Here is a 20,274-nt window from a genome sequence, read left to right as displayed (position 1 = left end):
TAGTATGTAGATTGGCGGGAGGGCCGATTAGGCGATTTCGCCGCGGGCACGCATTTCGGCCAGGACGGCGTCGATGCCGTTCTTGTCGATCGTGCGGATGGCCTTGGCCGAAACACGCAGGCGGACCCAGCGGTTTTCGCTTTCAACCCAGAACCGGCGCGATTGCAGGTTGGGCAGGAAACGGCGCTTGGTCTTGTTGTTCGCGTGCGAAACATTGTTGCCCACCATCGGGCCTTTGCCGGTCACTTGGCATACGCGTGCCATGGATGCACCTCTTTGTGTCGTTCTTGTCGCGCATCGCTTGGGGGGTAGACGGGGGTTCAGCCGCCGGGCTGTAGAAAGCACCTGCTTGCTGCAAGTGCTGCTTTGCCGGCCACCCAGTCTTAGTGGATGGGGAGGAACCGGTATTCTGGTTCGTCCCTGTGCTTATACCCGCTGCCTGCCACCCGCGAATTCTTCCGGGCGGTTTTCCTGGAAAGAATCTTGACGCTACGCGGTTGGGGTCAGAGTGCCGAACTACAAAGCATAGTAGTCCTGCACGGGAAACTTCATGCGAAGACGTAGATTCTAATACGAAAAACGTAAATAAATCAAGCAGGCATGCTAGCGGGTGTGCAATTGCGCCACGCGGCCGGAGAACCAGGACAGGCAGGCGCAGACCGCCAGGGTGGTGGTCAGGGGCAACGCGCTGTCGGCCTGCCAGGCGCTGACCGCGAAGCCGGCGAGCGCGCCGCAGGACAATTGAAGCGTCCCCAATAGCGCGGACGCGGCTCCCAGCCGCTTGCCCTGTTCCGCCAGCGCGAGGGCCGCCGAATTGGGGTTCACGAAGCCCTGGCTGCCCATGTAGCAGACCAGGCAAAGCATCAACAACGGCAGCGTCATCCAGCCCATCAGGGTCAGCGCGACGGCCGCCAGGCTGGCGCACGCCAGCGAGATCAGCGCGCTGCGCTGCAGCTGGCGGGGCGTGTAGGTGCGCAGCAGCCGCGCGCTGATCTGCGAGCAGACGATGAGCGACAGCGCGTTGGTGCCGAACAGCAGGCCGTAATACTGGGGAGGCACGCCGTACAGTTCGATGAAGACGCGCGGCGAACCGATGATGTAGGCGAACATGCCGGCCTGGCCGAAACCGCCGGCCAGGCTGTGCGCCATGAAGCCGCGGTGCGCGAACAGGTCGCGGTAGTTCCGCAGGATGGTGCGAAAGCGCAGCGGCACGACACGTTCGGGCGCGAGCGATTCCTTCATGATCTTGAGCACCGCCGCCATCAGCAGGGCGCCGCCCGCCAGCATGACCCAGAACAGACTGCGCCAGCTGGTGATGGCCAGCAATTGCCCGCCGATCAGCGGCGCAAGAATGGGGGCAAGGCCCATGATGAGCATCAGCAGCGACAGCGCGCGGGCGGCTTCATGGGTTTCGTAGTGGTCGCGGATGACCGCGCGCGGGATCACGATGCCCGCGGCGCCGCCCATGGCCTGCACCACGCGCCAGCCGGTCAGCGCTTCGACCGATCCCGACAGCGCGCATCCCAGGGACGCAATCATGAACAGCGTCAGGCCCACCAGCAGCGGCGGCTTGCGCCCGTAGCGGTCGGCCATGGGGCCGTAGAAGACCTGCGCCATGGCCAGCCCGATGAGGTAGGCCGCCAGCGTGCGCTCGACATCGCCGCGGGATACGCCCAGGTTCGTCGCGATCGTGGGGAACGCGGGCAGGTACATGTCGATGGCGAACGGGCCGATGGCCGTCAGCGCGCCCATGAGAATAAGCCAGCCGGGCAGACCGCTGCGGAAAGAATGTGATGGGGGCATGAGGATCGCGTTACAACGCAGGACAGGGCGCCGATGCGGTTTGTTGCATGTTTTGGGCCAAGTCAGCGACTGTATCACGCATAACCTTACACGCAAGTTTCAGCAATTTTCCGATAAAGTCGTCGACGTCCGTACGCATCCAGGGGAGTAGCCGTGAATCCTTTGTTGTCTGTAGTGGAACGCAAGCTGCAGGCCTTGCCCGTGACCGTCCAATTGGTGCTGCCCGACGGCGCCGTGCTGGGGGCGCCCGACCCCCGCGTCCGTTTCGTCACCCACGACAAGACCGCGCTGGCGCACCTCGCCGAAGGCGCCGTCGGCGTGCTGGGGCAGGATTATGTGGAAGGCCGGATCGATATCGAAGGCAATATGCGCGACGTCATGGCCGCCGCCGCGGCGCTGCTGCCGGGCTCGCCCGTGGACGCCGCCCGGGGCGGCTGGCTGACCGAGCTGGTGCGCAAGGTCGTGTCGGTCTGGCGCCACTCGGTCGAGCGCGACGCGAAGCAGATCGAATTCCATTACGACCTGTCCGACGACTTCTATGCGCTGTGGCTGGACCCGCGCCGGGTCTATTCCTGCGCCTATTTCCGCCGGCCGGACATGACGCTGGCCCAGGCCCAGGAAGCCAAGCTGGACCATATCTGCCGAAAGCTGCGCCTGCGCGAAGGCGAACGCTTCCTGGACGTGGGCGCGGGGTGGGGCGGGCTGCTGCTCTGGGCCGCCGAAAACTACGGCGTGGACGCCACGGGCATCACGCTGTCGCGCAACCAGCACGCGCATGTCAGCCGGCTGATCGAGGAAAAGGGCCTGGCCGGGCGTGTCCGCGTCGAGCTGCTGGACTACCGGAAACTGGACGAATCCACCCCTTACGACAAGATCGCGTCGGTGGGCATGTTCGAACACGTGGGGCGGGCGCAACTGGAAGGATATTTCGCCAAGCTGCGCCGGCTGCTCAAGCCAGGCGGGCTGATCATGAACCACGGCATCACCGCGGCCGGGGTCTACAACGCCGAGCTTGGCAACGGGATGGGCGAATTCATCGAAAAGTACATTTTCCCCGGCGGTGAGCTGACCCATATCAGCGTCGTCATGGAAGCCATGACCAACGGGGGGCTGGAAGAGGTGGACGTGGAAAACCTGCGGCCCCATTACGCGCGCACCTTATGGTCATGGAGCGATGCGCTGGAGGCGCGCCTGCCCGAGGCCGCCCGGATCCTGGGAGGCGAACAGGGCGAACGCTCGCTGCGGGCGTACCGGCTCTACCTGGCCGGCTGCGCCATGGCGTTCGAACACGGCTGGATCGCGCTGCACCAGATACTGGCGCAACCGCCGGCCACCGGGCGTCCGGATGAACTGGACAACCCCGCGGACCTCGCCTACCCGTGGCGGCGGGATTATATGTACGAAGAAAGGCGCTAGCCGGGGCAAGCACGGCCTGGAATGTTCCCGGAAGGGGCGAAAAAGGGCATTCCAGGCCGTTTTGAAACCCTCAGCATGTATTAATAAGAATAAATTATTAACGGAATGTAAAATTAATTCCGAATCAAATTCCCTTAGGGGAAAACGGCGATTTCCCTCTGGTCGATCGGGGTAATCCCGGACGCATTTTTCCCGAAATGTATCTGTTTTGTTCAGGCGTGGGCTTGGGTTGAGCGTCAATTTCGTTTAAGATGCTCGCTTCTTCGTTCAGTTTGTTCACTTTCTGTGGGTTTTCAAAAACCGAGTTTTTGAAACTCCTGTCTTGCAAGACCCCGCTCCTCGCGGAGGGTCTTGTTGCTAGTGTCGGTTTGTATTGGCGGTTCTGCCCGTCTTCCGCACAACCCCCTTAGCTCCATGGCACCCACGGGCCCAGCCCTGCGTGTGTCCCTGAACCTATGGAGGCAAAAGCCAATGCGTTTCACCCCCGTCAAGACCCTGGCCGCCGCGGCCGTGTTCTTTGCATTTGCCGGTTCGGCCCAGGCCGCCGATGCCGCCCAATGCGAGCTCAAGCGTCCAGTCAATTTCGGCGCCATGAACTGGGAGTCCAACCTGGTTCTCGTTGACGTCGAGCGTTTCATCATGGAAAAGGGCTACGGCTGCAAAACCGAAACCCTGCCTACCGAAACCCTGCCCGCCCTGGCCGCGCTCGAGCGCGGCGACCTGGACATCAACACCGAGATCTGGCTGAACAGCGTTGCCGAACCCTGGGACCGCGCCGAGAAGACCGGCAAGGTCAAGCGCATCGGCGATCTCTACATGGGCGCCGAGGCCTGGTACATCCCGCGCTACACGGCCGAGCGCCTGCCGAAACTGAAGTCCGCGTCCGACCTGCCGAAGTTCAAGGACGAGTTCAAGGATCCGGAAGAGCCCGGCAAGGGCCGTTTCTATGGCTGCCCGGCGGGCTGGGGCTGCGAAGTGACCAGCAACAACCTGTTCCATGCCTTGAAGCTGGACGACACCTACACGCTGTACTCGCCCGGAACGGGCGCGGCGCAGAAGGCGGCCCTGATGTCGGCCTACAAGCGCAAGCAGAACGTGGTTTTCTACTACTGGTCGCCCACGCCGCTGGTCGGCTCGATGGACCTGGTCAAGCTGGAGATGCCGCCCTACGACGCGGAAAAGCACAAGTGCCTGACGGCGCCCAAGTGCGCCAATCCCGAGCCCAGCGCCTATCCTGACAATCCCGTCTTCACCGCCGTAAACACCAAGTTCTCGGAGGAGGCCCCCAAGCTCACCGAATTCCTGTCCAAGGTGTCGGTGCCGCTGCCGGTGATCAACGAAACCCTGGCCCACATGGAAGAGACCGGCGACGAGTCCGGCGCCGTGGCCAAGTGGTTCCTGAAGAACAAGCCCGACGTCTGGACCAAGTGGGTCCCCGCCGACGTCGCCGGGCGCGTCCAAAGCGCGCTCTAACCTGCCGTGAGCCTGGCAGCGCGCCACCATGGCGCGTACCGGCCCTCCCTCGGGCCGGACTGCTTTGCCGGGATGGCCGCCGGCCGGGCGAGATCGCCCGGCCAGATGCGCGCTTGTGCCGCCGACTTGGCGGGCCGCTTCCGCCCTGGAAGCCCCTGGGTTTCATTGTCTTGCGCGATGCCGCGGTTTGCGGCGGCACGGGCGATGAGCGCGCCAGAATGGAGTAGAACGAATGTTTCCTGAAATTATTCCCGCCCGGCAGGTCCGGGGGGCGATCGACGGTTTCGTCGATCATTTGGTCACCAACTACGCGGACACGCTGGAGACTCTGTCCCAGCCCGTCCTGCATGCCTTGGTGTGGCTGGAGCAGCTGCTGCGCAGTTCGCCCTGGTGGGCGGTGGTCGCCGTCACGGTGGCGATCGCCTGGGGTGTGAGCCGCCGCATCGGCCTGAGCCTGGCGATGGGCGCGCTGCTGTGCGTGATCGGCGTGCTGGGCCTGTGGGACGCCGGCATGCAGACGCTGGCGCTGATGATCATGGCGGCGGGCCTGTCCGTGCTGATCGGCATCCCCCTGGGCGTGCTGATGGCGCGCGTCAACTGGCTGCGTTCCGGCATGCTGCCCGTGCTAGACGTGATGCAGACCATGCCCAGCTTCGTGTACCTGATTCCGGTCGTCATGCTGTTCGGCCTGGGCAAGATCCCCGCGATCATCGCCACGGTCATCTACGCCGTGCCGCCGCTGATCCGGTTGACGGACCTGGGCATCCGCCTGGTCGACCGCGAAGTGCTCGAAGCGTCGCGCGCCTTTGGAGCCAATCCGCGCCAGCAGCTTTTCGGCGTGCAGCTGCCCCTGGCGCTGCCCAACATCATGGCTGGCATCAACCAGACCACCATGATGGCGCTGTCGATGGTGGTGATCGCGTCGATGATCGGCGCGCGCGGCCTGGGCTACGAAGTGCTGCTTGGAATCAACCGTCTGGAAGTGGGCCGCGGCCTGCTGGCCGGGCTGGGTATCGTGGTGCTGGCCGTGCTGTTCGACCGGATCACGCAATCGTATGGACAGCGCATGCGCATGGGAGGCCAGCGATGAGCAAGATCGAAGTCAAGAACATCTACAAGATTTTCGGCCCGCATCCGAAGAAATGGCTGGAAGCCGCCCAGGGCGGCATGAGCAAGGAACAGCTGCTGGCCGAAAGCGGCCACACGCTGGGCCTGCGCGATATCAGCCTGTCGATTGAAGAAGGCAGCATCTACGTCATCATGGGGCTGTCGGGTTCCGGCAAGTCCACCCTGATCCGCCACTTCAACCGCTTGATCGAACCCAGCGCCGGCCACATCCTGGTCGACGGCGTGGACGTGGTCAGCCTGAACAAGCGCGACCTGGAAGTCTTCCGCCAGAAGAAAATGAGCATGGTGTTCCAGCGCTTCGGCCTGTTTCCGCACCGCACGGTGCTGGACAACGCCGCCTATGGGCTGACCGTGCAGGGCGTGGGCCGGGCCGAGCGCGAGAAGCGCGCCCGCGAATGGCTGGAGCAGGTTGGCCTGTCGGGCTTCGAGAATCAGTATCCGCACCAGCTGTCGGGCGGCATGCAGCAGCGCGTGGGCCTGGCGCGGGCGCTGGCCACGGATGCCGAAATCCTGTTGATGGACGAAGCGTTCTCGGCGCTGGACCCCCTGATTCGCCGCGAGATGCAGGACCAACTGCTGCAATTGCAGGCCAAGCTGAACAAGACCATCGTCTTCATCACGCACGATCTGGACGAGGCCCTGCGCCTGGGCAACCGCATCGCGATCCTGAAGGACGGCGAACTGGTGCAGGAAGGCACGCCGGAAGACATTCTGCTGAACCCCGCCAACGATTACGTGCAGTCGTTCCTGCAGGACGTGAACCGCACCAAGGTGCTCAACGCCACGCATGCCGTGAATCCGGCGCGCCTGACCCTGACCATGCGTTCGCGTCCCGCGCACGCCATGGACCGCATGCGCGCCCTGGACTACGAGTACGCGCCGGTGCTGGACGGCAAGCGTCTGGCCGGCGTGCTGACCGCCGAGGCGGCCGAAAGAGCCATCCAGGACGGCGTGCGCGACGTTTCCCGCTACGTGGAAGACCTGGCGTCGGTGCCGGCCACCGCAGGCCTGGGCGAAGTGCTGGCCCAGCTGGTCCACAGCGACCAGCCCGTGGCGGTGACGGGCGAGGACGACGAGTTCATCGGCATGTTGTCGCGCAAGAAGGTCGTGGAGCTGGTCACGCCGGCCCTGGCCGATACGCCGGCGCCCGCCGACGACGCCGCCGCCGGGCAGCAAGCCGAGCCCGAACTGGAGCATCGGGACCAGGCCGCCTGACAGGGAAGACCCGTATCCGGACTGTGCCTGGGCATGGGCAAAGTCCGGATATGATGGTCGACCGGCCGGATCGGCCGGCTTGTCCCCCATTCGGAACATCGGAAGCCGTCATGCCCATTTTGAATGTCCAGATCATGCAAGGCCACTCGGCCGCCCAGAAAGCCACTTTGCTGAAGGCGGCGTCCAACGCCGTCGTCGAGAGCATCGCCGCGCCGCTGCCCAGCGTGCGCATCGTGCTGCAGGAAGTGCCCGCGGAAAACGTGATCGTGGCCGGAGAGATCGGCAAGCGCATGGCGCGCGTGGACGTGGCCTTGATCGAAGGCCGCGACGAAGCCAAGAAGGCGGCCCTGATCGCCGCGCTGAACCAGGCGGTTTGCAGCAGCATCGATATTTCGGGCGAAGACGTGCGCGTGTTGATCCGCGACGTGCCCAAGGTGGATATGGGCGTGGCCAACGGGATCAGTGCGAAGGCGGCAGGCCGCTGAGTGGAGTGTGCCCCCACGCTGCGCACGCCGAGCGTGCTTGCTGCCCCCCGAGGGGGCTGCGCCGCCTTGGGGCGGCCCGGCGGCGGCGCGGAGCCCCCACGCTGCGTACGCCGAGCGTGCTTGCTGCCCCGCCGAGGGGGCCGCGCCACAGTGGGGCGGCCCGGCGCGTCAATCCAACTTTACGTTGGCGGCTTTCACCACTTCGCCCCAGCGCGAGATTTCGCTTTTTATGTAGGCCGCGTACTCCTGGGGCGTGGACCCTAGCGCCTGCGCGCCTTGCGCCTTGAGCTGCTTCTGCATTTCTGGCGATTGCAGGGCGCGGCGGATTTCGGCGTTCAGCTTTTCGATCACGGGTTCGGGCGTGCCGGCCGGCACTACCACGCCCTGCCACGCGCCCATCTCGAATCCGGGCACCGCCGTTTCCGCCACGGTCGGCACGTCGGGCAGTTGGTCGCTGCGCGCGCTGCTGGTCACGGCCAGCGCGCGCAGCTTGCCCTCCCGGACGAAGCCGAGCGAATCGTTCAGCGTGTTCGTCATCAACTGCACCTGCCCGCCGACCAGATCCGTCATGGCCGGGGCGCTGCCGCGATAGGGCACGTGCACCGCGTCGATCTCGAGCGAGCGCAGCAGCAACAGGGCGCCCAGGTGGGTGACGTTGCCGGCGCCAGCCGAACCGTACGAGAGCTTGCCTGGATGCGCGCGGGCATACTGGACGAACGACTGGGTGTCCTTTGCCGGCACGGACGGATGCACCAGCAGCACCAGCGGGATGACGGCCGTGGACGACACCGGCGCGAAGTCCTTGACCGGGTCGAATGCCAGCGACCGGTAAAGATTGGGGCTGAGCGCGATGGAGGAGGTGTTGTAGAGCACGGTATAGCCATCGGGTTTGGCCGCCGCCGCGTATTGCATGCCGATGTTGCCGTTGGCGCCGCCCTTGTTCTCGACCACGACGGTCTGGCCCAACTGGTCGGTGAGCTGCTTGGCCAGCACGCGCGCCACCAGGTCGGTGGGGCCGCCGGGCGGGAATGGCACCACCATCGTTACGGGACGCTCGGGCCAGGCGGCGTGGGCGCCGGCCGCGCCTCCCAATGCCAGGATGGCCAGGCTGGCCGCCAGCACTGCTTTCTTCATGGTTTGTCTCCTTGTGCTTTTCTGGATGACGCGGATCGCGTCCAGGCGGCAGCGCCCTCTGGGCGGGGCGCTTGCTGCCTGATCAGGCCTCGGGCCTGCCGGCCAGCATGCGCGTGGCCGTGTAGCTCATCACCGGCTTGCCATGCTGGTTGCGGACTTCGATGGCGGACGTGACGACCGCCCGGTTGTGCTGCGAGGTCGGGCGCACGCCGGTCACTTCGATCTCCGCCCAGATGGTGTCGCCCGCGACCACGGGCGCCAGCATTTTCTTGTGGACTTCCAAAAGCGCCAGCCCCGTGCCTTGGACCATGCCCTGCATGATCAGCCCCTCGATCAGGCCGTAGGTCAGCGCGCCGGGCGCGGGACGACCCTGTATCGCGCCATGCGCATAGGTGGCGTCGATGAAGATCGTCTCCAGCATTCCCGTCACGCTGATGAAGTTCACGATATCGGTCTCGGTGACCGTGCGGCGGAACGTGTGGAAGCGCTGGCCCACGGTCAGATCCTGCCAGTAATAGCCCTGGCCGAGCTGCGCGATGGCGGCGTTGCGGTCTGCGTTCATGCGGGAGTCTCGCTGTTGTCGTTGGTTGTGGAAAATGCGTCGAGCGCGGCGCCTGTCTCCAGGAGCGCGGAGATGCGGGATTCGTCCAGGCCTGCTTCGCGCAGCACGTCGAGCGTGTGCTCGCCCAGGCGCGGCGGCATCGTGGCCGGCACATGGGAGTGCCGCAGGCGCACGGGATTGCGGGGAAAGCGGTAGCGGCTGCCCGACGCGCTTTCCAGCGGAACGAAAAAGTCCACGCTTTGCAGGTGCGGATCGGTTTCCAGGTCCTGCAGGCGATTGACCGGCGCGGCCGGAATCTCCAGACGAGCGCACAGCGCGAGCCAATAGCCGGTGTCGCGCCGGGCGACGATACCGGCCTGCAGTTCGTACAGTGTCTCGATGTGCCGCGTCCTGGCGGAGATGTCGGCAAAGCGCGGATCTTCCGCCAGGTCCGGGCGGTCGGCGGCGATGAAGAAGTCGCGCCAGTGGGCGTCGGTGTAGGGCATCAGGCAGACATGGCCGTCGGCCGTGCGGCAGGGCTTGCGCCAGGACGTGAGCACGCGCGGATAGCCGGCCTGGCCCGCCTCGTCGGCCAGGTGCCTGCCATAGTAATGCTCGACCAGCGCATAGGACGCCATGCTCTCGAACATGGGCACTTCCAGTTGCTGGCCCGCGCCGGTCCGCTCGCGCTGGAACAGCGCGGCCAGGATGGCATGGGCGGCGATCAGGCCGCAGGTCTTGTCGGCCGCGACGGTGGGCAGGTAGCGGGGCTCGCCTGTCTGGCGGTCGACCAGGTCGGCAAGGCCCGACAGCCCCTGGATGATGTCGTCATACGCGGGCCGGCCGTCGTAGGCGCCGCCCGCCCCGAAACCATACAGGCCGGCATACACCAGCCTCGGGTTGCGCGCGCACAGCGTATCCGGGTCCAGCCCGAGCGCGGCCATCTTGGCGGGCCGCATGCTGTGCATCAGCACGTCGGCCCGATCCACCATCGTCAGCAGCGCCTGCCGCGCGCCGGCCTGCTTCAAGTCGAGCACGATGCTGCGCTTGTTGCGGTTCAGGCCCAGGAAGATGGCGGCCAGCCCCGGTTCCTGCGCTGGGCCGGTACGGCGCGTCGAGTCGCCCGCGGGCGACTCGACCTTGATGACATCGGCGCCGTAGTCGGCGAGTATCTGCGACGCGTAAGGGCCGAACACCACGGACGTCAGGTCCAGGATGCGCACGCCGCCCAGCGCGCCGGCTCGGGGGAAGGGAGTGGCTGTCATGACGGGAATGCTATCGGCCTGGCGCATACGCGTCTAATATGGCTTAGGTATTGGGCGATATGGAATTTGTTATGGCTATCGATCTACGGCAGCTTCGGCAGTTCGTGACCATTGCGGAACAGGGCAGCTACCGGCGCGCCGCCGATCTGCTGCACATCGCGCAGCCCGCGCTGTCGGTTTCGATCCAGAAGCTGGAACATGCGGTGGGGGTGCCGCTGCTGGTGCGCGGCCCCAAGGGCGTGACGCCGACCCCCGCCGGCCAGGCGTTGATGGCCGACGCCCGCCGCGCGCTGTTTCATTCCGAACAGGCGCGCCAGGCGGCCCGCCGCGTGGCCCTCGGCGAGTGGGGCCTGCTGCGGCTGGGCTTCGTGGGGTCCGCCACGTACATGTTGCTGCCGCGCTGCCTGCCGGCCTTCCGCGCCCAGTATCCGGACCTGCAGCTGGACCTGCGCGAGGACAGCACGGTCGGGCTGGTGGCGATGCTGCGCGCCAACGATATCGACGCCGGCCTGGTGCGCGGCCCCCTGGCGGAAGACGCGGCGCTGGATTCCTGGGTGGTGGAGCGGGACGACCTGATCCTGGCGGTGCCGGCCGGGCATCCGCTGGCGGCGGGAGGGCCGGTCCAGCTGGAACGGGCGCGCGCCGAGAACTTCGTGCTGTATTCGCCGCTGAAAGTGCCGGGCCTGTACGGCGTGGCGCTGGCGCTATGCCGCAAGGCCGGCTTTTCGCCGCGCATCAGCCAGGAAGCGATCCAGGTGCAGACCCTGGTCAGCCTGGTCGCCAGCGGAATGGGCCTGGCGCTGGTGCCGGGCGTGACCCGGGCGTACTCCACGCCGCACGTGGCGTTCGTGCCGCTGGCCGACGCCGATGCGCGGGGCGCGCTGTCGCTGTCGCTCGTGACGCACCGCGATACCTCGTGCGCGTCCGTACTGCGGTTGCGCGACAGCATGCTGTCGCGCGCCGCCTGACGCCGACCTAGGCCGAGGCCTCGATGTGCGCCGCGATGGCGAGTCCGAGCTCTTCGGTGCTCGCCTGGCCGCCCAGGTCGGGCGTGCGGGGGCCATGCTTCAGGCAATGTTCGATCGCCCGCAGGATCGCGTCGTGCGCGTCCTGGCTGCCCAGGAACTGCAGCATCAGCGCGCCCGACCAGATCATGGCGATGGGATTGGCGATCCCCTTGCCGTAGATGTCCGGGGCCGATCCGTGCACGGGCTCGAATAGCGAGGGGAAGGCGCGTTCCGGATTCAGGTTCGCCGACGGAGCGATGCCGATGGTGCCCGTGCACGCCGGGCCCAGGTCCGACAGGATGTCGCCGAACAGATTCGACGCCACCACCACGTCGAACCGCTGCGGTTGCAGCACGAAGCGCGCGGCGAGGATGTCGATGTGCTGCTTGTCGGTCTTGACGTCCGGATACTGCCTGGCCATGGCGTCGGCCCGCTCATCCCACCAGGGCATGCTGACCGCGATGCCGTTGCTCTTGGTCGCCACGGTCAGCGCCTTGCGCTCGCGCCGGTTGGCCAATTCAAAGGCATAGCGCATGACGCGGTCGGTGCCGTGCCGGGTGAAGACGGATTCCTGGATGACGATTTCGCGGTCCGTATCGGCGAACAGACGCCCGCCCAGGTTGGTGTATTCGCCCTCGGTGTTTTCGCGGACGATGAAGAAATCGATGTCGCCCGCCTTGCGTCCGGCCAGCGGGCATGGCACGCCATCGAACAGCCGCACGTGGCGCAGGTTGATGTACTGGTCGAACTCGCGGCGGAACTTCAGCAGCGATCCCCACAGGGATACATGGTCCGGGACCGTGGCGGGCCAGCCCACCGCGCCGAAGAAGATGGCGTCGTAGCCCTGCAGTTGCGCCTTCCAGTCGGGCGGCATCATTTCGCCGTGCTGCGCGTAGTAATCGCAGTTGGCCCAGGGAAAGGTGTCGATCTGCAGCGGCACGTCGAAGCGCCTGGCGGCCGCGTGCACCGCGCGCAGGCCTTCGGGCATGACTTCGTTGCCGATGCCGTCACCGGCGATGGCGGCGATTTTGAATGCTTGGGACATGATGGGTTGTGTGGAGTAAGGGGAAACGGAACCGAGACGATGGTAGGCGCCCTCACGTCCTATCTACAATAGGCCATCTCGTGAAATGACTATGCACGAATCATGAATAATGATTTTCTTCCCGCCGATTTGCGCGTCCTGTGCGCGGTGGTGCGGGCCTCCAGCTTCTCGAAGGCGGCCGAGGACCTGGGCATGTCGCCCGCCTACGTCACCAAGCGCATCCGCCTGCTCGAGGAAAGCCTGGGCACCAAGCTGTTCCATCGCACGACCCGGCGCGTCGTGATCAGCGAAGCGGGCGAACGCGTCTACCACTGGGCCCAGCGCATCCTGGACGACGTGGATCACCTGGTCGAAGAGGTCGGCATCACCCGGCGTGAGCCCCGGGGACTGCTGCGGGTCTGCAGCAGCTTCGGGTTCGGCCGCCGGGTGGTGGCGCCCGCGCTATCGGCGTTCGCCGCCCAGCATCCCGCGGTGCAGGTCCGCTTCGAGGTGTTCGACCGCCTGGTCGACGTGGCGGCGGAGGGATATGACCTGGACGTGCGCGTGGGCGACGACATCGCGCCGCACGTCATCGCGCGCAAGCTGGCCAGCAATCATCGCGTGCTCTGCGCCGCGCCGGCATACCTGCGGTCGCGGGGAGCGCCGCGCACCCTGGCCGACCTGGCCGCCCATGACTGCCTGGTCATCAAGGAGCGCGACCATCCCTTCGGCGTGTGGCGCATGCGCCGGGGCGGCCGCGAACATACGGTCAAGGTACGCGGGCCGCTATCGGCCAATAACGGCGAGATGGTCGTGCAGTGGGCGGTGGACGGCCGGGGGATCATCCTGCGCTCGGCCTGGGACGTGGGGCCCCTGATCGCGCAAGGCAGGCTGGAACAGGTGCTGCCGGCGTACCGGCAGGAGGCCAACGTCTGGGCCGTGTACCCCTCGCGCCTGAGCGCCTCGGCCAAGATCCGAGCATGCGTGGAGTTCCTGGCCGAGCACATGCGCGCGCAGGGGTTCCGTGAGTGACGGAACCCCCCGAAGCCTCAGGCCAATGAGGCTTCCAGCCTGCCGATCAGGCGGCCCAGTTCGGCGTGATCCGTGGCGTCCAGCACCGGGCCCGGGCGGCGCACGTAGGCCGAACGGATCGCGCCGCGCCGGCGCAGCGTTTCCTTGCGCAGGGCCAGGCCGATGCCGTATTGGAACTCGTGGCGCAGCAGGGGCAGGTAGATGTTGAACAGATCCTCCGCCTCTTCCGGCTTTCCTTCATGGAACAGGCGGCAGACCTGCACCAGCATTTCGGGATAGGCGAATCCCGTCATGGCGCCATCGGCGCCGCGCAGCATTTCCTGCGGCAGGAACAGGCCGCCATTGCCCACCAGGATACTGATGCGCCGCCTGCCGTCCGCGGCGCTTTTTTCGCGGACCTGGCTCAGTTTGCGCATGCCGGGAAAGTCCTCGTGCTTGAGCATGACGATCTGCGGAAAGGCGTCGATCAGGCGATGTATCACCGCCACCGACGTGTGCACCCCCGTTGATTGGGGGAAGTCCTGCAGGCAGATCGGGATGTCCCGCCCCAGCAGGGCGGCGATGTTCGCGTAGTACGCGTAGACCTGCTCGTCCGTCTTCAGGTTGGGCACGGGCGCAATCATGACGCCGGCCGCGCCAAGCGACATCGCTTCGCGCGACAGGCGCTCGACGTTGCGGTCCGACGCATCGCTTACGCCGACAACCACGGGCACGCCGCCCTCGACGCGTTTCAGCACGCGTCGCATTACTGTCGTGGTCTCCGCTTCCGTCAGCTTGGGCGCTTCGCCCATCATGCCCAGTATCGTGAGGCCGGTTACGCCTTTCTCCAGATAAAAATCCGTCAGGCTGTCGATGCTCTCCAGGTCCAGTTCGCCGTTGTCGGAGAACGGCGTGGCGGCGATGACGTAAACGCCCTTGCTTGTCTCGTTGATGAGCCCGCTGCGTGCGCTCATGATTGAAAGTCCCTCCAGGTAAGGAAAGTTCCGCCCGTGCTCCGCCGCTAGGCTTGGCGGGCCAGCAGTATCGCGTCCACTTCGATGTCGAATCCCGCGAAGTTGGACTGGGTCAGGGTCCGCGCCGGAGGCGGGTCTCCGACGTAGCCGGCGTAGATGGCGTCGAATTCCTTGGCGTCCGCCGGGTTCTTCAGGAAGACGTTGACCTTGACGGCGTCGCGCAGCGACGAGCCCGCCGCCTCGGCCGCGGCCTGGAGATTGTCGAGGGCCATCCGGGCCTGTTCGGCGAAAGGCTTGTCGCCGTGGCGCACGTTGTGGACGTCGCGCGGCGTCTGGCCGGAAAGGAAAATGAGGCCCTGGGCCTGGATGGCGACGCTGTAGGTGCCGGCGGGCGGCGGCGTGCGGTCGCTGGAATATGCCTTGCGTGTCATGGGGATCTCCTGTCGTTAAGCGCGGTAGCGGGCGATGAGTTCGACCGTCCGCTCGATCGCGTGCAGCGCCGCGGCGTGGTTCTGCGAGAAATTGAGGCGGAAGCTGTCGCCGGCGTCGGGGCTGAATTCCGTGCCGGGGGTTACCGTCACGCCGGCCTGGCGGCGCAGGATGCGCACGAAATCCTGCGGGGACACCGTCAGCTTGGGCAACCTGGGGAACAGGTAGCTTCCCGCCTGGGGAGTGCGGGCGGCCAGGCCGTCGACGGAGCGGAGCACGCGCAGCAGGTCGTCGCGGATGGCCTGGTGCTGCCGGATCCGTTCCTCCATATAGCCTTCGGGTTCCTCGAACCAGGTGCGCAGCACGGCCTGGCAATATCCGGGAGCCCGCAGCGATACGATGGCCTGCAGCTTTTCCATGCGATCCAGCAGTTTCGGCGCGCCAAAGGCCACGCCCAGGCGGTAGCCGCTCAGGGATTCGGTCTTGGAGGGGCCCATGATGGTGATGACGTTGTCCGGGTCGATCCCGGCGGCGCGCAGATGCGTGTATTCGACGCCCGCATAGCGCAGGCGCGAGTACAGCTGGTCGACGATGACGGTGGCTCCATATTGGTTGGCGAGCGCGGCGATCCGGCCGATCTCGTCCTTCGAATAGACCACCCCGGCCGGATTGTTGGGGTTGGAGAACAGGAAGGTCTTCACCCCCGCCTTGAAGGCCGATTCGAGCTGGCCCAGGTCCAGGCCCGCGCGGTCGGTGTTGTTCAGGTAATCCATCTCGATCGGGACGATGTCGCCGCCGATGAACTCGACCAGCTTGCGATTGGCGAAATAGTCGGGCCGCACGATGGCCACCTTGTCGCCGGCCGCGACGGTGGAGGCGATGGACAGGAACAGGGCGCCCTGGGTGCCCGGAGTGATGATCAGTTCGTCCGCGCCCGAGACCGGGCTGCCGGTGAACCGTCCCAGGTGCTCCGCCACGCGGGCGCGCAGGTCGGCGCGCCCACGATACTCCGTATAGGCCTGCTCGCCTCCGCTTTCCACGCCGGCGACGAAGGCTTCCAGGGAGCCGGGCGTGGGCGCGAATGCGTTTTCATTCACATCGCCGTGCGAAAAGTCCACCGGCGTGCCGGGCAGCGTGCCGCCTTTCAGCAGGGCGTCCAGTCCCTCCGCGCGCTGGCGGACTTCCTGGCCAGGCGCGTTGTCGGTGGAGAGTCTGGCGAATTTCTGTTCGATCAAGCTCATGGAATTTCCTTTCGGTAGAGGGAAAATGACGTGCGGGAGAGCCGCAGGGCTTTTGCGCGTCGCGGCTGGATGGCGCTAAACCGGGGGGGCATGCCGTGATGCTATCCAGGATTCCAGGTGATGGATACCCGCGCCGCCCAGGCAGAACACGGGATCCGAGAACAGGTCGCGGTGCAGCGGGATATTCGTGTCGATGCCTTCCGCGACGGCCTCGCGCAGCGCGACCCGCATGCGGGCCAGCGCTTGCTCGCGCGTATCGCCGAACGCGATGAATTTTCCGATCATCGAATCGTAGTGCGGCGGCACCGTGTAGCCGGCATGGGCATGCGAATCGACCCTCACGCCAGGCCCGCCCGGCGGCCGCCAGTGCGTGATGCGGCCGGGAGAAGGGAGGAAGGATGCGGCGCTCTCGGCATTGATCCGGCATTCGATCGCATGGCCGCGGCGCCGGATCTGTTCCTGGCGCCAGGGCAAGGGCTCCCCGGCCGCGATACGGATCTGCATCTGCACGATGTCGATGCCGGTCGTGAGCTCGGTGACGGGGTGCTCGACCTGCAGCCGCGTGTTCATTTCGATGAAGTAGAACCGCCCGTCCTCGTAGAGGAATTCGAACGTGCCCGCGCCCCGATAGCCGATCGACCTGCACGCGTCGGCGCAGCGTTCGCCTATCGCCTCGATCGCCTGGGGATCGATACCGGGGGCGGGCGATTCCTCGACCACTTTCTGGTGCCGCCGCTGCATGGAGCAGTCACGCTCGCCCAGCCAGACGGCGTGGCCGTGATGGTCGGCCAGTACCTGGATTTCGATGTGGCGAGGCTGTTGCAGGAAGCGCTCCATGTAAAGATCCGGATTGCCGAAAGCCGCCAGCGCTTCGGCGCGCGTGGTTTCCACCGCCGCCAGCAAGCCGCTTTCGGATTCGACCACGCGCATTCCGCGGCCTCCGCCGCCGCCCGCCGCCTTGACGATCAGCGGAAAGCCGATGCCTTCAGCTTGCCGCAAGACGGCCCGAGCCTCATCGGGAAGCACGCCGTCCGACCCTGGCACGCAGGGCACCCCGGATTCTTGCATGGCCCGTTTGGCCTTGACCTTGTCGCCCATCATGCGGATCGTCGACGGGCTGGGGCCGATGAACGTCATGCCCGCGGCCTCCACGGCTTCGGCAAAGCCGCCGTTCTCGCTGAGGAAGCCATAGCCGGGATGGATCGCCTGCGCTCCCGCCAGCCTGGCCGCGGCGAGGATGGCGGAGGCGTTCAGGTAGCTGTCGGCGGAGGGCGCCGGCCCGATGCAGAGCGCCTCGTCGGCCAGTTGCAGGTAGGACGCGTCGCGGTCCGCTTCGGAGTGCACCACGACGGTCTGGATGCCTAGCTCATGGCAAGCTCGTTGTATGCGCAGGGCGATTTCGCCACGATTGGCGATGAGGATCTTACGAAACATGCTCGGCCTCGCCGGGTTCAAGAATGAACAGCGCCTGTCCTTGTTCGACCATCTGCCCGTCTTCGCACAGCACCCGGGCGACCGTCCCGGCTTGCGGGGCGGCCACCTCGGTCAGCATCTTCATGGCCTCGATGACGCACAGGGGCGCGCCCGCCTCGGCCCGGCATCCCTCGCTCGCCAAGGGCTCTCCCCCCGGGCTGGAAGCCCGGTAGAACGTGCCCCCCAAGGGGGCGGAGACCGTCAGGGAGGCTGGCGCCGCGGCGGCGGCTGCCGGTCCGGACGCAGGAACGGCGGAGAGAGCGGCGGCGTCGGGGGCCGAGGCGGGGCATTCGCCGCGCGCGCGCCGCCGGATACGGACGCCGAAAGCGGGCTCGCTGACGTAGAGCTCCGCGATGCGTTCTTCGGCGGCCAGATCGATCATGTCCAGGATCAATTGGGTTTTCTGGGTCATCGCTCAGCGCTGCCTTGGCTTGAGTTGGAACAGGGGCATGCCGTAATCCACGATCTGGCCTTCGGCCGCGAGCACGGCGCCGATCGCGCCGTCCACCGGCGCACGCACGGGCTCCAGGCTTTCATCCAGAACCACCAGCGCGAGCAGCTGGCCCTGTATGACCTCGTCGCCCGGCTCTATCGGCACAGGCAGCCTGTCGGCGTGGCTGCGCAGCAAGCGGCCCAGCGTGGCGCTGCGCACGTCGATGAAAGCGGCCTCCCGGATGGGCGCGGCCGGGGAGGCGGATGCGCCGCCGGACGACGCGGGGACGTCGATCCGGATGCTGATCAGGCGCTCCCCCGTCTGGATTTCGACGGATTCGATCCCGCGCAGATGGAGCTGGCGCGCGTACGTCCGGATATCGGAGAGATTCATCATGGCCGGCTTCCGTTCATTGCAGGCCTTCCAGCGCCCGCAGGGTGTTCCCGACCATGCGTTCAACGGTGGGAAGCACGGCGGCGGCCCGGTCTTCGCGATAGGCGTAAGGCTCTCCTTCCACCATATAGAGGTGCCGCGACATTTCGAGCTGCACGGCATGCACGCCGGATTGGGGGCGGCCGTAGTTGCGCGTGATGTAGCCCCCCTTGAAGCGCGCGTCGGCTACCCAGCTGAAGGGGCTGGCGCTGGCCGCGGCGACAGCGGCCTCGCGCAAGGCAGGGGCGCACGCGGCGCCGCTGAACGTGCCGATGTTCAGGTCGGGCAGCCTTCCTTCGAAGAGGCGGGGCAGCTCGTTGGCGATGGAGTGGGCTTCCCACAGCAGTACGTGGGCATGCTTCTGGCGCAGGCGCGACAGTTCCTGCCGCAACGCGTCGTGATAGGGCTGCCAGTACCGGACGATACGCTCCGCCGTTTCCTGCTCGTCCGGCGGCGCGGAGCCGGCTTGGTACAGGGCTTCGCCGAGAAAGCTCTCGGTGGGGCACAGGCCGGTGGTGGCCGTTCCCGGATAAAGGCTCGCGCCGTCGGCCGGCCGGTTGACGTCGATGATGTAGCGCGAGTAGTTGGCCTGCAGCACCGAGGCGCCCATCGCGCGGGCGAAGTCATAGAGGCGCGCCAGGTGCCAGTCGGTATCCGCGATCTTGTGGGCGGCCGGCGTCATGCGGCTCAGGAATGGTTCGGGCAGGCATTCGCCGCCGTGGGGAATGGAAACGAGCAGGGGCAGATGGCCCTGGGTCAGGGTGACGATCGGAGGATTCATGGCTGTCGTTCGGCGAAGTTGGAGGAAGCGGGCTGGCGGCGGCGGTTCCATGCCCGAGGATGCACAAGATGGGCAGGCTGCCTGCCGGCGAGCACGGAAAGGATCTGTTCAGCGCATTGGCGCGCGGTCGCCGCCAGCGCCTCCTGGGTGGAACCGGCGACATGGGGGGTGAGCACGACGTTGGGCAGCCCGGCGACCAGGGACCCCGCAGGCAGCGGCTCCGTTTCGAACACGTCCAGGCCCGCGCCGAACAGGCGCCCGCCGCGCAGCGCGTCGGCCAGCGCCGACTCGTCGATGAGCCCGCCCCGGGAGGTATTGATGACAATGGCCCCCGGCTTCATGCGTTGCAACGCCGCCGCGTCCAGCGTGTGCCGGGTATCCGGGCGCAGAGGGCGGTGGAGCGACACGACGTCAGACGCCTGCAGCAGTTCGTGCAGCGTCTCCACCCGCGTGGCGCCTGCGGGCAGCGATCCGCCGCCCGGCAGGCTGGGCGACCAGACGAGGACTTGCATGTCCAGCGCCTGCGCGGCCATGCCGCAGAGCAGGCGGCCGGTGCGGCCCCAGCCCACGATGCCCAGCGTTTTTCCACAAAGCGAGAACATGGGCTGCTCGTACTTGAAACGCCAATGCCCTTGGCGCGTCGCGGTATCCGCCTGCACGGCCTGGCGGGCGGTGGCCAGCATCAGCATCAGCGCATGTTCCGCGACGGAACGCACGTTCGCATCGGGCGTGAAAACGACGGGTATGCCTTTCGACTCGGCATGGTCGACGTCGATCTTGTCCGTGCCCGTGCCGTGGTTGGCGATGACGCTCAGGCGCGGCGCCGCGTCGATGAGCGCGGCCGGAAGGCTGTCGCGGACGATGACCGCGTCGGCCTGCGCAATGACCTCGCGCAAGGAGTCCAGGCCGGGCCCGGGGGATTGGCGCACCTCCACGCCCGCGTCGCGCAGGATTTGCGCGCCGATGGGGTGGATGGGTTGCGCGATGACGCAAATCGGCATGATGAAAG

21 protein-coding genes are annotated in these 20,274 nt (G+C 66.5%); 7 read left to right on the top strand and 14 right to left on the bottom strand.

Translation table 11 applies throughout. The features are described 5' to 3' along the window. Nucleotides 1-27 precede the first annotated feature (27 nt). Complete coding sequence (gene rpmB, locus ACN6PJ_RS11700) at nt 28-264, bottom strand: 50S ribosomal protein L28 (RefSeq protein WP_043541771.1); 237 nt, start codon at nt 262-264, stop codon at nt 28-30. Nucleotides 265-603: 339 nt separating this feature from the next. Beyond that, nucleotides 604-1,752, bottom strand: coding sequence for a Bcr/CflA family multidrug efflux MFS transporter (locus tag ACN6PJ_RS11695; protein WP_427996062.1), 1,149 nt, complete (start codon nt 1,750-1,752; stop codon nt 604-606). 204 nt (nt 1,753-1,956) lie between these two features. Here ACN6PJ_RS11695 and ACN6PJ_RS11690 point away from each other — a divergent pair, with 204 nt between their 5' ends. From ACN6PJ_RS11690 to ACN6PJ_RS11670, 5 genes are all read left to right on the top strand, one after another. After that, entirely contained in the window at nt 1,957-3,219 is a 1,263-nt protein-coding gene (locus ACN6PJ_RS11690; RefSeq protein ID WP_427996021.1) for a class I SAM-dependent methyltransferase, read from the top strand. A gap of 471 nt (nt 3,220-3,690) precedes the next feature. Next, a complete protein-coding gene (locus ACN6PJ_RS11685) occupies nt 3,691-4,692 on the top strand; it encodes an ABC transporter substrate-binding protein (RefSeq protein ID WP_427996020.1) in 1,002 nt (333 codons plus the stop codon). A gap of 232 nt (nt 4,693-4,924) precedes the next feature. Continuing rightward, nucleotides 4,925-5,782, top strand: coding sequence for an ABC transporter permease (locus ACN6PJ_RS11680; RefSeq protein WP_427996019.1), 858 nt, complete (start codon nt 4,925-4,927; stop codon nt 5,780-5,782). Next, entirely contained in the window at nt 5,779-7,035 is a 1,257-nt protein-coding gene (locus tag ACN6PJ_RS11675) for a quaternary amine ABC transporter ATP-binding protein (protein ID WP_427996018.1), read from the top strand. The genes ACN6PJ_RS11680 and ACN6PJ_RS11675 overlap by 4 nt, the downstream gene beginning before the upstream one ends. Before the next feature lie 110 nt (nt 7,036-7,145). Beyond that, complete coding sequence (locus ACN6PJ_RS11670; protein WP_427996017.1) at nt 7,146-7,520, top strand: tautomerase family protein; 375 nt, start codon at nt 7,146-7,148, stop codon at nt 7,518-7,520. 168 nt (nt 7,521-7,688) lie between these two features. Here ACN6PJ_RS11670 and ACN6PJ_RS11665 read toward each other — a convergent pair whose 3' ends face one another. The 3 genes from ACN6PJ_RS11665 to ACN6PJ_RS11655 form a co-directional block, all read right to left on the bottom strand. Continuing rightward, nucleotides 7,689-8,654, bottom strand: coding sequence for a Bug family tripartite tricarboxylate transporter substrate binding protein (locus ACN6PJ_RS11665; protein WP_427996016.1), 966 nt, complete (start codon nt 8,652-8,654; stop codon nt 7,689-7,691). Between the two features lie 82 nt (nt 8,655-8,736). After that, on the bottom strand, nt 8,737-9,216 hold the full coding sequence (locus tag ACN6PJ_RS11660; RefSeq protein ID WP_427996015.1) for a MaoC family dehydratase: 480 nt from the start codon (nt 9,214-9,216) through the stop codon (nt 8,737-8,739). After that, complete coding sequence (locus tag ACN6PJ_RS11655) at nt 9,213-10,460, bottom strand: CaiB/BaiF CoA transferase family protein (RefSeq protein ID WP_427996014.1); 1,248 nt, start codon at nt 10,458-10,460, stop codon at nt 9,213-9,215. The genes ACN6PJ_RS11660 and ACN6PJ_RS11655 overlap by 4 nt, the downstream gene beginning before the upstream one ends. A 71-nt stretch (nt 10,461-10,531) precedes the next feature. On the opposite strand from ACN6PJ_RS11655, the gene ACN6PJ_RS11650 reads away from it, so the two are divergent. Further along, the gene (locus tag ACN6PJ_RS11650) at nt 10,532-11,428 is read left to right on the top strand and encodes a LysR family transcriptional regulator (RefSeq protein ID WP_427996013.1); all 897 of its coding nucleotides are present in this window, start codon (nt 10,532-10,534) and stop codon (nt 11,426-11,428) included. A gap of 7 nt (nt 11,429-11,435) precedes the next feature. Here ACN6PJ_RS11650 and ACN6PJ_RS11645 read toward each other — a convergent pair whose 3' ends face one another. Further along, the gene (locus tag ACN6PJ_RS11645) at nt 11,436-12,512 is read right to left on the bottom strand and encodes a tartrate dehydrogenase (protein WP_427996012.1); all 1,077 of its coding nucleotides are present in this window, start codon (nt 12,510-12,512) and stop codon (nt 11,436-11,438) included. Between the two features lie 102 nt (nt 12,513-12,614). On the opposite strand from ACN6PJ_RS11645, the gene ACN6PJ_RS11640 reads away from it, so the two are divergent. After that, nucleotides 12,615-13,523, top strand: coding sequence for a LysR substrate-binding domain-containing protein (locus ACN6PJ_RS11640; RefSeq protein ID WP_427996011.1), 909 nt, complete (start codon nt 12,615-12,617; stop codon nt 13,521-13,523). Between the two features lie 17 nt (nt 13,524-13,540). On the opposite strand, the gene ACN6PJ_RS11635 is transcribed toward ACN6PJ_RS11640, so the two are convergent. From ACN6PJ_RS11635 to ACN6PJ_RS11600, 8 genes are all read right to left on the bottom strand, one after another. After that, entirely contained in the window at nt 13,541-14,476 is a 936-nt protein-coding gene (locus tag ACN6PJ_RS11635) for a dihydrodipicolinate synthase family protein (RefSeq protein WP_427996010.1), read from the bottom strand. Nucleotides 14,477-14,523: 47 nt separating this feature from the next. Further along, nucleotides 14,524-14,907, bottom strand: a complete 384-nt coding sequence (locus ACN6PJ_RS11630; RefSeq protein WP_427996009.1) for a RidA family protein — start codon at nt 14,905-14,907, stop codon at nt 14,524-14,526. 15 nt (nt 14,908-14,922) lie between these two features. After that, nucleotides 14,923-16,146 carry a pyridoxal phosphate-dependent aminotransferase gene (locus tag ACN6PJ_RS11625; protein WP_427996008.1) on the bottom strand — a complete coding sequence of 408 codons (1,224 nt, stop codon included), beginning with the start codon at nt 16,144-16,146 and terminating at the stop codon, nt 14,923-14,925. Between the two features lie 75 nt (nt 16,147-16,221). Further along, complete coding sequence (gene accC / locus ACN6PJ_RS11620; RefSeq protein WP_427996007.1) at nt 16,222-17,580, bottom strand: acetyl-CoA carboxylase biotin carboxylase subunit; 1,359 nt, start codon at nt 17,578-17,580, stop codon at nt 16,222-16,224. Further along, the gene (locus tag ACN6PJ_RS11615) at nt 17,570-18,031 is read right to left on the bottom strand and encodes an acetyl-CoA carboxylase biotin carboxyl carrier protein (protein WP_427996006.1); all 462 of its coding nucleotides are present in this window, start codon (nt 18,029-18,031) and stop codon (nt 17,570-17,572) included. Before ACN6PJ_RS11615 ends, accC begins: the two co-directional genes overlap by 11 nt. A 3-nt stretch (nt 18,032-18,034) precedes the next feature. Further along, nucleotides 18,035-18,448: an acetyl-CoA carboxylase biotin carboxyl carrier protein gene (locus ACN6PJ_RS11610; protein ID WP_427996005.1), complete on the bottom strand. Its 414-nt coding sequence runs from the start codon at nt 18,446-18,448 to the stop codon at nt 18,035-18,037. Nucleotides 18,449-18,461: 13 nt separating this feature from the next. Further along, nucleotides 18,462-19,265, bottom strand: coding sequence for an N-formylglutamate deformylase (gene hutG, locus ACN6PJ_RS11605; protein WP_427996004.1), 804 nt, complete (start codon nt 19,263-19,265; stop codon nt 18,462-18,464). Then, nucleotides 19,262-20,266: a hydroxyacid dehydrogenase gene (locus ACN6PJ_RS11600; protein ID WP_427996003.1), complete on the bottom strand. Its 1,005-nt coding sequence runs from the start codon at nt 20,264-20,266 to the stop codon at nt 19,262-19,264. Before ACN6PJ_RS11600 ends, hutG begins: the two co-directional genes overlap by 4 nt. Between the last annotated feature and the right edge of the window lie 8 nt (nt 20,267-20,274).

Origin of the sequence: Achromobacter sp., from assembly GCF_050285585.1 — a bacterium.
In the GTDB taxonomy this organism is placed as follows: domain Bacteria; phylum Pseudomonadota; class Gammaproteobacteria; order Burkholderiales; family Burkholderiaceae_B; genus Achromobacter.
The sequence above is the reverse complement of the archived record's forward strand: the minus strand, read 5'-3'. Positions and strand labels throughout refer to the sequence as shown.